The sequence below is a fragment of the Segetibacter sp. 3557_3 genome (assembly GCF_004354985.1).
GTDB lineage: Bacteria > Bacteroidota > Bacteroidia > Chitinophagales > Chitinophagaceae > Segetibacter.
The window spans coordinates 103,703-115,998 of the sequence record NZ_SMSK01000005.1; the positions used below are offsets into that span (position 1 = coordinate 103,703).

Here is a 12,296-nt window from a genome sequence, read left to right on the forward strand (position 1 = left end):
TGATCATTACAAGGCCATGTATTAACCTTCTTACTACAACACGACCGAAGTAGTCGGGCTTTAAACGGATAGTAGCCGGCTGAAGGTATAACGTAATAAAAAGTAAGTACAAAAACCCTGGGACAGGGCCTTTGTACCTCAATAGGATGTTGACCGGGAAGATATTCGTTTAGAAAGGCAGGTCATCCATCGGCTCGTTTACATCGGAAGCCATCACCGACGTATTGTTGCCCTGTGTGTTACCGTTACCGGATTGAACCGCATAATTTGCTCCTGGCTGCTGTTCAGCTGTGCCGCCCTCTCCTTTGCTTCCAAGCAATTGGATACTCATTACCCGCAAACTCAACGAAGTTCCCTGACGACCATCGTTCGTGGTATAGGTGCGGATGTCGGGTGTACCTTCGGCATAAACCTGGGTTCCTTTTTTCAGGTAAGGTGCAATACCCACGCGATCAGTCCAGTATGCACATTCCACCCACAGGGTTTTGTCTTTTTGTTGGCCCTGTGCATCCCGGTACTTCTCTGTATGAGCAACACTGAAATTAATTACGGTCTTTCCGTTAACGTTATTCGTAACGGAATCCCGGCCGAGATTGCCAATTACTTGTAGCTTGATCATATTAAAATTGTTTTGTGGTAGGTGGACAAAGTAATAAAAATATCTTACGGAGTACCTGTGACGAAAAATTTTTCATGTCATGCCTTTTAAACACTTAAAACCAGCTGAATGGAAGAAACTTTAACGATCTCAACGAATGAATAAGGTTTTTTCACAGCCAGGGATGTATAGTTTTGCCAGAATTTACGTTTTCATCGTATTTAGCTAAGTGAACCCGCAATACACACATACCGTTTTAGTAGTGATCCTGGTCACCCTGCCTTTATGGGTCCTGGCCAGACGGTTTGTGTACCAGCGACAAAAACCTGTTTCAAAAAGCGCCCATTACAAACAGGAACTGGCTTATGCATTGCTCTATTGTTACTTCATTGGCCTGGTTTCTATAACCCTATTACCCTTTTCCAAGTACACCAACAGCTTTCCAAACCGGGCGAACATCGTTCCATTCGTTAATGCGGTAACCAATCTTGAAGACATCCTGAAAACGCATACGTTCAGGATTATGCTTCCTCATCTTGTTGAAAACATATTGGGGAACCTGGTGCTGCTGGTGCCGATAGGTTTTTTGTTTCCGATATGTTTCAGGTACTTTCAATCGTTTAAGCGGGTAATCATCGCCGGTTTCCTGGTATCTTTTGTAATCGAAACGCTCCAATACTTTCTTAAGTTCGTTGCGATATACCGTTCTGCTGATATTGACGACATCATCCTAAATACCACCGGAGTAGCGCTTGGATACCTGGCTTATCAGCTACTGGTTGTAAAAAAATCTTTTCAGCCTTCCTACGCAGAGAATAACTTAACCACCTGATTGCCTGTATATGCCGGATTGGACAATAAGGGATGCCGCATTCACCGATCTTGAAGCCATCGTTAACATCTATAATTCCACGGTTGCATCCAGGATGGTTACTGCTGACCTTGAAACCATCTCGGTAGATAGCCGGGTTGCCTGGTTTACCGAACACGACCCCGGACTGATGCCCCTCTGGGTGGCTATGGACATTAACAAAGAAATCTTTGCCTGGATAAGTTTTCAGCCATTTTATGGCAGGGCGGCTTATGCAGCCACGGCTGAAATCAGTCTTTACCTCGATGAGCGCTTCAGGGGCAAAGGACTGGGCCGGGAATTACTGGAGTATGCACTGGCCAATAGCCCGCACTTTGGCTTCAAAAATCTGCTTGGATACATCTTTGCGCATAACGACGCCAGCATAAGGCTGTTTAGAGCAGTCGGCTTCGACACCTGGGGAACATTGCCGGGCATTGCCAATCTTGATGGAGTTGAACGTACGTTACTGATTCTGGGCAAACGTTTGGCTGAATAACCCACTTTTATCTTAAATGAAACTTATAACCCATTGCGGAATGGGGTATCAAATGATATTCTAACGGGGTTGTCGTAAATTTGCTGTTCAATTTTAATTTATGAGCCGGAAAGGTAAAGTGCTCGTTGCGATGAGTGGAGGAATTGATAGTACTGTAACTGCACTGATGCTACATGAGCAGGGCTATGAAGTTGTTGGAATTACGATGAAAACCTGGGATTATGCAAGTGCGGGCAGTAGCAAAAAGGAGACGGGATGCTGTAACCTTGACAGCTTTAACGATGCCCGTGCAGCAGCGGTGCACCATGGTTTCCCGCATTTTATTCTCGATATCAGGGAAGAGTTTGGCGATTTTGTGATTGAAAACTTTGTTGACGAATATCTTGCCGGACGAACACCCAACCCATGTGTGATGTGCAACACCCACATTAAATGGCGCGCTTTGCTGAAGCGGGCGAATGCTTTGGATTGCGAATTTATAGCAACCGGGCATTATGCTAATGTACGCCAGCACGACAACGGGCGATATGTGATCAGCAAAGGCAAAGACGCAACCAAAGACCAAAGCTATGTGCTTTGGGGACTAGACCAGGAGCTTTTGAGCCGGACGATCTTACCGCTTGGTGTTTATCATAAAACCGAGATCCGGCAAATGGCCCATGATATGGGTTATCCTGAACTTGCTAAGAAAAGTGAGAGTTACGAGATATGTTTTGTGCCCGATAATGACTACCGCGGATTTCTAAAAAGGCGGGTTGATGGTTTAGAAGAAGAAGTAGCCGGTGGGAACTTCGTTGACAAAAACGGCAAGATCATTGGCAAACACAATGGATACCCTTTTTATACTATCGGGCAGCGCAAAGGGCTTGTAGCAATGGGTCGCCCGGTATTTGTTACCCAAATCATCCCGGAAAGCAATACCGTTGTTCTTGGCGACGAAGTGGATCTTCAACAAAACGAAATGGTTGTTGGCAAGATCAACATGGGAAAATACGACACCCTTACCCCCGGGATGGAAGCCATTACAAAAATCCGGTACAAAGATCAGGGTTGCCTGAGCAACCTTTATCCCGATAGCAACACGGTAAGGGCTACTTTTTATGAGCATGTGAAAGGGATTGCACCGGGACAAAGCGCAGTTTTCTACGAAAACGATGATGTAATCGGGGGCGGGATAATACAAAGAGGAAGTCTTACCAATTAGCTTTCTTCGCCAGATAAACATTGTACCGATCCTGATTGCGGAAGCAGTTAATTGCTGAATATACCTGAACGACAATTGTAGTAAACAGTTGTCGTTTTTTTTTGCTGCACTATATCTAAAATCCTCAATGCGTACATTAGTTTTGGGCAGTACCGCAACAACATGCCAATGCATTTAGTGTAAGGGATAGCATTGGTCATTGTTCCATTTTAAAAACTACTTCCGTTTTAATATTTCCTGCTGTACTATTACAAGATTTACTGATTTATGGTATACACTGGTCATTATACCACGGTTATGGGTATTAAGGCTTAAAAACCAGCGATAATTGGCATGCTTTTCTGTAATGAACAGCTTGCAACGAGTATAAATGCACTGTAACTTTAACAGCAACAGGCATCTCAAACACTCTAACTAATCCGTACCATGTATTCTCCTACACTTACTACCGCTACTGGAAGTTCCTATTTGTTACAACTAATTAGACACCTGCTGACACCGCTGCTCCTGCTGCTGAGCACACTTGCCGTAACAGCGCAGGTTAATGTTGCAAGAAGCAGCAATGGTGGTGTTGCAACCACCTCCTCAAACCACGACAACTCTTCGGCTTACCATGGCCCTCATGCAAATGATGGTGAAAGAAAAGGTACCGTGTGGTGGAACGATAATACGCAAAGTGCATTTCCCGATTGGATAGAGATAAGTTTTTCCGGGTCCAAAACCATCAATCTGATCAATGTTTTTACCATACAGGACAACTACTCCAGCCCCGCTGAACCAACAGAGGCAATAACCTTTAATAATTATGGGATAAAAGATTTTGATATACAAACGTGGAGTGGTTCTGCATGGGTTACTGTTCCCGGTGGTGCTGTTCGTGGAAGTAACAAGATCTGGACAAAGATTACCTTTCCTGATATTACAACCACAAAAATTCGAATATCGGTACTGGCAACTGCTGATGGCAAAACGCGTATTGCCGAAGTAGAAGCATTTACACCCGGCGCATCAACTCCAATTGACCCGGGTACCACCGAGCCTACTGTAAACATCGCCCGGAGCACTAACGGTGGTGTGATATCTACTTCTTCTAACCACGATAACTCAAATGCCTATTGGGGACCATACGCGAATGATGGTGACAGAAAAGGTGTTAACTGGTGGAACGATAATACCCGGGGTACGTTTCCCGATTGGTTACAGGTGAACTTCTCAGGATCCAAGACTGTTAGCCTGGTTAATGTTTTTTCGATCCAGGACAATTACTCAAGCCCTGTTGAACCTACGGAAGCAATGACGTTTACAAATTATGGCTTAAAGGACTTTGACGTTCAAACCTGGAATGGATCAAGCTGGGTGACAGTGCCGGGCGGGGCAATACGGGGGAATAATAAGGTATGGACCAAAATTACTTTTGCCCCAATCTCAACTTCGCAGTTGCGCGTCCTGGTACTTGCAACGGCTGACGGTGCAACACGGATCGCCGAACTTGAAGTGTTCAGCTCAGGCGGAACAGGTGGAACCCCTACGGACACGACCACAAAAACAAACCCTGACACTACTTCGAAAACACCAACCCCTACCGACACGACAAAACCTGCGCCTACTGAAACGATGACCAACGTAGCACTTGCAGCAAGGGGTTCCATCGCTACTGCATCAGCTTACCTGGGCAAGTATACTCCAACGAGAACCATTAATGATGAACGCACCGGGGTTAATGGCGGCATATGGGCCGTTGCAGTAGATAACAGCAACCCGCAATGGATCCAGATCGCGTTTAACGCAGCCAAGAACATCCGGCAAATTGATGTTTTTACTAACCAGGATAATAATGCTAATCCATTGGAGCCGACCGAGGCAATGACTTTTGCTTCACTTGGGATCGTTGACTTTGAAGTGCAAACCTGGAACGGTTCAGCATGGGTAACGGTTCCAAACGGTAAAGTGGTTGGCAACAACAAGGTCTGGCGCAAGTTTACCTTCCCGCCAATTTCCACAACCCGGATCCGTGTTTCAGTGACACGTACCGTTGATGGCTACGCGCGTATTACCGAGATCCAGGCGTGGGGTGATCCTGAAGCACCGCTCAAGAACCTTGGCAATACTCCATTTTATATTGTTATCGGCCAATCGAACGTAGGTTGGAACCGTATCGGTGCCTTACCGGCCGATCAAAAGGCGATTTACAATGTTCCGATGAATGCCCAGATTTATGATACCCGCCACTCAACAAACAAGTGGGCGCAAATGACACCCGGTGTAAATACAGCAATCGTCAATGGCATGTACGACGATGACTTTGGTGTACAAACGTCGTTTGTAAAGAAGTTAAATGAGGAACTTGGGCCTATTCAGCCGTACATATTCCAATATGCAGTTGCCGGAACAACCATGGCAGTAGACTGGAACCCTGCAAACGGAGGCGGGTATTCAAACAATACCTTTAAGCTTTACCTATCGCAGGCTCTGGAAGCTGCAACAGAAAAAACGGTTGGCAAACCACTGGAGTTAAAGGGTATCATCGTGGTGAACGGTGAAAGTGACGCGCTGAATAATGTACATGCAAATGCTTATGGCGCAAACCTGAAAAACTTTTTCGATGACTTTCACACCTGGATACAGTCGCAGTGGCAATTGAATAATATTAGTACCCCCCTAACGAACTATAAAAAAGTGATAGCGCGGATCAATACCCCGACCTTTCCTTATCGCAGCGCGGTAAGGGCAGCCCAGGACGCATACGCGGCCAATGCTGCGAACAATGCCATCCTGATTAACACGGACTCGTATCCATTATTGGGCGATCAAACCCATTATTCACCCGGGGCGCATATTCAATTTGGCATTGACATTTACAATGCCTTAAAAGCAGCACCACCAAACAAATAACCCGTTGATCGTATTACGGGAACTGGTAACCAGCCGGAAGCGACAGTTGCCAAAAGCACCGCCGATGAACGTATTGCGACGCAACGATGTATCATCGGCGGTATGTCGCCCGGCACCAAAAAAACCTTGTTCGCGGGCAGTAAATTGTTCATTGCACCAAACAAGTTAACTTACGCGATCCTATTTCAATTGTAATGAAAAGATTAAGTTCGGCTGGCATGTTGGGGTTGCTGCTTATGGTGCTGTTGACTGGCTGCTCCAAAGAAAATGAAGTGCTAACCCCTGCCGCGATAACCGATTACTTTCCCCTTAAACCCGGGCTTGCATATATCTACCGGATGGACTCCACCCTGCCTGCCCCGTTTGGTACCGCCCTGATTGTACACAGCTACCAGGCAAAAGACACGATCGAGTCGACTTTTACCGACGGCCAGGGCAGGCTTTCTTACCGCATCTTCCGTTTCACCAGGGATACTGCAGGTGTTCAACAATGGCGCTTTGCTGCCACTTATGTAGCAACGCCCACGGCCACGACCCTGGAATATGTAGATAACAACCTGCGCTTTATAAAATTGGCCTTACCCATCAAAGACGGATTTACTTTTCGCGCACATACCTATATTGATACGAAATCATTGAATTCTCCAGCACCTTTCCTGGATGAATGGGAATACGAGTACCAGCAGACCGGGATGCCCTACACCGTGCTCAACAAAACCTATGAATCGACGGTAACCGTAGCGCAGCATGATGAGACCACCCCACCCGGGCCGTTTAACCCCGCCAACTATCAACAAAGAAACTACGGGGTTGAAGTGTATGCAAAAGGCGTAGGGTTAATCTATAAGGAGTTCCTGCACTGGACATATCAAACCACCCCTCCACCAGCAAAATACGAGGACGCCAGTTATGGTGTCAGACTCAGATTGATCAATCACTACTAATTGCAAGTTTAAGTTAAGGTGAATATTGTGCTGAAAGGGGGCAACCAGCTGTTTAGCCTATGCCTTTAAAAGCGTACTGATCATTCCCGTAAGCCATGGGCTATTCTCCGGATGGGCCGCAGGCTCATACCGAATTGTTGTAGCTTTGGTTTAGCCAACCCATTCTGATGCAAAAACTATTACCTATCCTTTTCATCCTGTTTTTTGCTGCTGCCGTTTCGGCGCAGTATCCTAAACTGATCATTCAATTACGCGATAAAGGTGACAATACTTTCTCCATTTCCGATCCTTCTAAGTTTCTCTCCGCCAGGTCGCTTGAACGCCGGGCAAGGCAGAAAATCGGGTATGACAGCACAGATCTTCCTGTAAGTTTTAGGTATATCGACAGCATCAGGCTGGCTGGCAACGTTACTGTACTCAGCACATCAAAATGGCTCAACCAGGTTTTGGTTCTGTCGACTGATGCTGCTGCACTCGCCAAAATTCAGTCGTTTCCCTTTGTAAGAAGTGTTACCGGAGTTGGCTTCAGGGTTCGTGGCACCCAAGATCCGGTAGATGATAAGTTCACCGAAGAAATTAAGTCGATTACAAGATCAGGAACGGAACAAAAAACCCAGGGCGATCTTATCAATTATGGCAACAGTTATTCGCAGGTTCATATTCACGAGGGAGAGTTTTTGCACAACAAAGGCTTCCGCGGCGAAAACAAGCTGATTACCGTTTTAGACGCGGGCTTTGCGCAATACAAATCAGTGACTGCGTTCGACAGCCTCCGGCAGAATGGACAGATTTTGGGTGAGCGCGATTATGTAGCATTTGATAATAGCGTAAACGAAGACGATTCGCATGGCATGTATTGCTTTAGCATTATGGGCGCTAACTGGCCCGGAAGAATGGTGGGCACCGCGCCAAAAGCGAGCTACTGGCTCGTAAGAACTGAAAATGCAACGGGGGAATACCCAATTGAGGAACACAACTGGGTAGTTGGCGCTGAATTTGCCGACAGCACCGGCTCCGACATGATCTCCTCATCGCTGGGCTATTACGACTTTGACGCCCCTGCTTTCAACCATAGCTATGCTGACTTTTACCGGAATACCACTCCTGTTACAAAGGGTGCCAGCCTTGCGGCACGAAAAGGCATCATCGTTATGAACAGTGCCGGTAATGAAGGTAATAACTCGTGGAAATACCTTTCGTTTCCGGCAGACGCCGACAGTGTGTGCGCAGTTGGTGCGGTTAACAATGCCGGCCAGATTGCTAACTTCAGCAGTTATGGTTACCCGGGAAAGATTAAACCGAATATTGTTTCTGTTGGAGCAGGAACTGTTATTGCCGGTTTAAACAACCAACCGCAAACGGGTAATGGCACCTCGTATGCAAATCCCAATGTTGCCGGCCTGATAGCATGTTTGTGGCAGGCGTTTCCGAACCTGACAAACATGAAGATATTGGATGCCGTTTATAAAAGTGCAGACCGGTATACTTCGCCCACGGACCGCTATGGCTTTGGCATACCAAACTTTAGAAAGGCTTACGTGGCCCTGAAAACGGAAGAGAATGTTGCCAGGTACGGGGCGGATTGGTTATTTGCTACACCCGATCCCTTTACCACGAAGATCGATGTTAAAGTGCTGGGGCAGGTAGACGGAAGAGCCAGGGTGGAACTGGTTAACAGTGCCAACCAGGTAATTGCCACCAGGAACCTTGCAAGCGAAATACAGGAAGTCTACGACCTTTCTTTTGATAGCCTTGGCACCGTACAAGCAGGCAATTATTTGGTAAGGTATACCGACTCGCTAAGAACACGACAGGTTAACCTAAGCAAACTGCCAACTACAACCCAGGGAGATTGGCTCATCGCAGGACCCAATCCATTCAATACCGCACTTACCGTTTCGGTAACCCCAACGGAAACGGGTCCCGCCGCAATTATGCTTATTGATGCGAAGGGGAGCAAGGTGGATGAAATAAGGATTGCTGCCACAACCGGTGTTAGCCAAACGCTTACTTTCCGCAATGCGGCCCAACTTCCCCGTGGGGTATACACCCTGGTATACCGGGGTAACAAGGTGGAGCGCTCGCTGCGGATGTTGAAGTTATAACAGGAACTAATCTGATGCGGTCCGTTGTAACAGGGTGGCAAAAAGGGTATCTGCCTGCATGTGGTAGCCTGTGAGCAGGGAGGACTGAATAATGGTGAACGGCTGCTGTCCGGTAATTAATTTCACCACGTCCTCGTTCTCACGCGTAAACACCGAGCAGGTTGAATAAAGTAAAAACCCGCCCGGCCTTACAAAGCGGCTTACGTTTATCGCAATGGTTCGCTGTAGCGTACTATACCTTTCGATTTCTTCTTTTCTAAAAAAAGTGAGTTGTTCAGGCGTGCGTCCCCACGTACCCGAACCCGAGCATGGGGCATCGCATATGACCAGGTCGAATTGCCGGTTGCCAATTGTGCTGAGCGCTTTTTCGTTCGAGAGGTCTACAATTATCGACTTGTATCCACGGATCCCTGCTTGCAATAACCTGTTTTCGAGGTTGTGCAAAATGCCGGGACGAATATCGGATACGGTCATATCTACCCTTTTGAAGGTATCATATGCCAGGATGGTTTTCCCCCCGCTTGCGGCACAACAATCCCAAATGCCGGGAACTCCATTGTCAAACTTTGGCAAGAGGGTTCCTACTCGTTGAGAGTTAAAGTCCTGCACCACGTACTCCTTGTTTAGCTCAAGTATGGTGTCGAGCTTTGTTCCGTTTTTCAAGGCCAGGCAATCCGTTGCAATTACAGAAAAAGGAATATCCGCTACCTGTAATTTCTGCTTTACAATAGATGACTTACCGGGACGGGTTCTGATGAATAATTTTGGTTGGATTAGAAATGACAACGAAAATGCATCTTCTTGAATATCCTTACTTAGTTCTCCAATAAAGGGAAATATGCGCGCAGGATCGACAAATGGTACAAGCGCGAGCTTTTCAGCGAGCGGAAGCGTGATCCTATCGTTCCAGTCCGGCTTCATCAGTTGCAATATTAGCTGGGGCTCGTTGTTGCATAAAAATGCACCTCCCAATAGTTGATCTTCCGTATTTGCAGTGCAGCCAGTTCCGAGCCGGAAGTAGTTATAACAAAGTGCCGATATACTTTTCCGGTCCTTTGAGCCGTACTTTTTTTCAGCAGCAAAAAACTGGCGGAGAAAAATATCAAACGGGATTTGTCCGGTGTATAAGCCCAGGATGTTTTTAGCCGTATTTAGGTGCGAATAAAGGTGTGACATATACCTGTGTAACAAGGTGGCTGTAAAGATAGTGTTAGCAGAAATGGATTAACATGGATGCGAACCTTAAGACCATATTACCATGCTAAACAACCCTGGGCACCTGCTAGTGCGATAACAAAAAACGCCCCCAGCCGGGAGCGTTTATGATCGTACTTCAATGCGAATTATAATTCGAGTAATGTTTTCACCGGATCTTTTCCGAACAGCAAAAGCTCTGGTGTTTCCAGGAGTTCTTTAACCTTCACCAAAAAGCTAACACTTTCCCTTCCATCGATAATGCGGTGATCATAACTTAATGCCACATACATCATCGGCTTTATAACAACCTGGCCGTTTATTGCCATTGGTCTTTCCTGTATTTTGTGCATACCCAGTATAGCACTTTGGGGAATGTTAATGATCGGAGTCGATAGCAGGGATCCAAAAACGCCACCATTCGTTATCGTGAATGTGCCGCCCTGCATTTCTTCCATCGACAATTTATTGTCTCGTGCTTTTCCGGCAAGCTTAACCACCTCTTTCTCAATCTCAGCCATGCTCAAACTTTCCGCATTCCGGATTACCGGAACAACCAGGCCCTTTGGTGCAGATACCGCAATCGAAATATCGCAGTAGTCATGAAAAACGATTGACTCGCCATCGATATAAGCGTTCACCGAGGGCCACTCCTGTAGTGCAAAACAAACCGCTTTGGTAAAGAAGCTCATAAAGCCAAGGTTGGTACCGTGCGCTTCTTTAAACTTGTCTTTAAATTTTGTGCGCAGTTCCATGATCCTGCTCATATCTACTTCATTGAAAGTAGTGAGCATTGCAGTCGTATTTTTTGCTTCTACCAACCGGCGACTTACCGTTTTTCTAAGGTTGCTCATTTTTTCGCGACGTTCTTCGCGACCAAATAGCGCCTTACCAGGGGTACGGCCAGGGTTCGACAATGCACTCAGCACATCATCTTTCATGATCTTGCCTTGTGCACCGCTGGCGGTAATACTTTTTGGATCAACTTTTCTATCGGCAATGATTGCGGCAGCAACTGGTGAGGCTTTTACATCATTAGGAATGCTGGTGACCGGCGCTGCTGCAGGTGCTGGTGAAGCCGCCTTTGCAGCTGCGGGCGCAGGAGCCGCGGAGGGCGTTTCGCCTACTGCAACATCACTGTCGATTGTTGCGATGATATCTCCGATTTTCAATGTTTCGCCTTCGTTTGCTTTTAACGACAACTTGCCCGACTCTTCAGCATTTAATTCGAAGGTTGCCTTTTCGCTTTCAAATTCAGCTATCACTTCATCCCTGCTTACCAGGTCGCCTTCTTTCTTCACCCATTTGACCAAGGTTACTTCAGTGATTGACTCTCCAATGGTCGGAACTTTTAAATCTATTATTCCCTTACCGGTTGCTTTAGCTGGGGCTGCGGCGGCAGGAGCTGCAGCAGCTGGCTGTTCTGTTTGGGCAGGTGCTGAAGGAATTTCGGAAGCAGCAGGGGCGCCTGCACCATCCTTTTTGGCGGTTTCATCTATTTGCGCCAGTAAATCACCAATATTTAAGGTGTCACCTTCTTTTCCAACCGTTTTAAGCACACCGGCTTTTTCCGCGTTTACTTCAAATGTCGCCTTTTCACTCTCCAGCTCCGCAAGCACTTCATCACGCTCCACATAATCACCATCCTTCTTCAACCATTTAATCAGCGTTACTTCATTGATAGATTCCCCAACTGTTGGAACTTTTATGTCAATCATAAATATTTATTTCTCCGTTAGTTTAATCTTTTGGTGGTCATCAGTGGTACTGGTATCATCAGCCGTTGCGTCGCACACTGCAGCTTTGGTTACAAAGCCCGGCAGTAGTCTGCCCAATCAAAGTACAGGCTTCCGGGTACCAGCTGCCGTGCCGAAAAAGTAAAATAAGCAATTATCAATTCTTTTCATCCCTCATCTACCTCGTAAGTTCAAAAGCATAAAACGAAGTCCGCTTATGCCAGGGTCGTATAGTTAATCCACTTTTTCAAGCTGCCCGTTGCACTATGATGTA

The 12,296-nt window shown here is 46.5% G+C and carries 9 protein-coding genes; 6 read left to right on the forward strand and 3 right to left on the reverse strand.

Annotated features, from left to right (window positions below):
- Nucleotides 1–169: 169 nt before the first annotated feature.
- The gene (locus EXU57_RS10130) at nt 170–619 is read right to left on the reverse strand and encodes a single-stranded DNA-binding protein (protein WP_133268088.1); all 450 of its coding nucleotides are present in this window, start codon (nt 617–619) and stop codon (nt 170–172) included.
- A 208-nt stretch (nt 620–827) separates the two neighbouring features.
- Here EXU57_RS10130 and EXU57_RS10135 point away from each other — a divergent pair, with 208 nt between their 5' ends.
- The 6 genes from EXU57_RS10135 to EXU57_RS10160 all read left to right on the forward strand — a co-directional run bounded on the left by EXU57_RS10135 (nt 828) and on the right by EXU57_RS10160 (nt 9,092).
- Entirely contained in the window at nt 828–1,430 is a 603-nt protein-coding gene (locus EXU57_RS10135; protein WP_133268089.1) for a VanZ family protein, read from the forward strand.
- Between the two features lie 10 nt (nt 1,431–1,440).
- A complete protein-coding gene (locus EXU57_RS10140) occupies nt 1,441–1,947 on the forward strand; it encodes a GNAT family N-acetyltransferase (RefSeq protein ID WP_133268090.1) in 507 nt (168 codons plus the stop codon).
- 100 nt (nt 1,948–2,047) lie between these two features.
- On the forward strand, nt 2,048–3,151 hold the full coding sequence (gene mnmA / locus EXU57_RS10145; RefSeq protein ID WP_133268091.1) for a tRNA 2-thiouridine(34) synthase MnmA: 1,104 nt from the start codon (nt 2,048–2,050) through the stop codon (nt 3,149–3,151).
- Between the two features lie 426 nt (nt 3,152–3,577).
- Entirely contained in the window at nt 3,578–6,043 is a 2,466-nt protein-coding gene (locus EXU57_RS10150) for a discoidin domain-containing protein (RefSeq protein WP_133268092.1), read from the forward strand.
- A 194-nt stretch (nt 6,044–6,237) separates the two neighbouring features.
- A complete protein-coding gene (locus EXU57_RS10155) occupies nt 6,238–6,987 on the forward strand; it encodes a hypothetical protein (protein ID WP_133268093.1) in 750 nt (249 codons plus the stop codon).
- Nucleotides 6,988–7,154: 167 nt separating this feature from the next.
- Nucleotides 7,155–9,092 carry a S8 family serine peptidase gene (locus EXU57_RS10160; RefSeq protein WP_133268094.1) on the forward strand — a complete coding sequence of 646 codons (1,938 nt, stop codon included), beginning with the start codon at nt 7,155–7,157 and terminating at the stop codon, nt 9,090–9,092.
- A gap of 6 nt (nt 9,093–9,098) precedes the next feature.
- Here EXU57_RS10160 and EXU57_RS10165 read toward each other — a convergent pair whose 3' ends face one another.
- A complete protein-coding gene (locus tag EXU57_RS10165; RefSeq protein WP_133268095.1) occupies nt 9,099–10,268 on the reverse strand; it encodes an Fmu (Sun) domain-containing protein in 1,170 nt (389 codons plus the stop codon).
- Nucleotides 10,269–10,435: 167 nt separating this feature from the next.
- Nucleotides 10,436–12,004, reverse strand: a complete 1,569-nt coding sequence (gene odhB / locus EXU57_RS10170; protein ID WP_133268096.1) for a 2-oxoglutarate dehydrogenase complex dihydrolipoyllysine-residue succinyltransferase — start codon at nt 12,002–12,004, stop codon at nt 10,436–10,438.
- Nucleotides 12,005–12,296: the final 292 nt, after the last annotated feature.

Bases quoted from the DNA above. Each gene is read 5' to 3' on its own strand.
- EXU57_RS10165 (WP_133268095.1), bottom strand. From the start codon at position 10,268: ATGTCACACCTTTATTCGCACCTAAATACGGCTAAAAACATCCTGGGC.
- EXU57_RS10140 (WP_133268090.1), top strand. From the start codon at position 1,441: ATGCCGGATTGGACAATAAGGGATGCCGCATTCACCGATCTTGAAGCC.
- EXU57_RS10150 (WP_133268092.1), top strand. From the start codon at position 3,578: ATGTATTCTCCTACACTTACTACCGCTACTGGAAGTTCCTATTTGTTA.
- EXU57_RS10155 (WP_133268093.1), top strand. From the start codon at position 6,238: ATGAAAAGATTAAGTTCGGCTGGCATGTTGGGGTTGCTGCTTATGGTG.
- mnmA (WP_133268091.1), top strand. From the start codon at position 2,048: ATGAGCCGGAAAGGTAAAGTGCTCGTTGCGATGAGTGGAGGAATTGAT.
- EXU57_RS10130 (WP_133268088.1), bottom strand. From the start codon at position 619: ATGATCAAGCTACAAGTAATTGGCAATCTCGGCCGGGATTCCGTTACG.
- odhB (WP_133268096.1), bottom strand. From the start codon at position 12,004: ATGATTGACATAAAAGTTCCAACAGTTGGGGAATCTATCAATGAAGTA.
- EXU57_RS10160 (WP_133268094.1), top strand. From the start codon at position 7,155: ATGCAAAAACTATTACCTATCCTTTTCATCCTGTTTTTTGCTGCTGCC.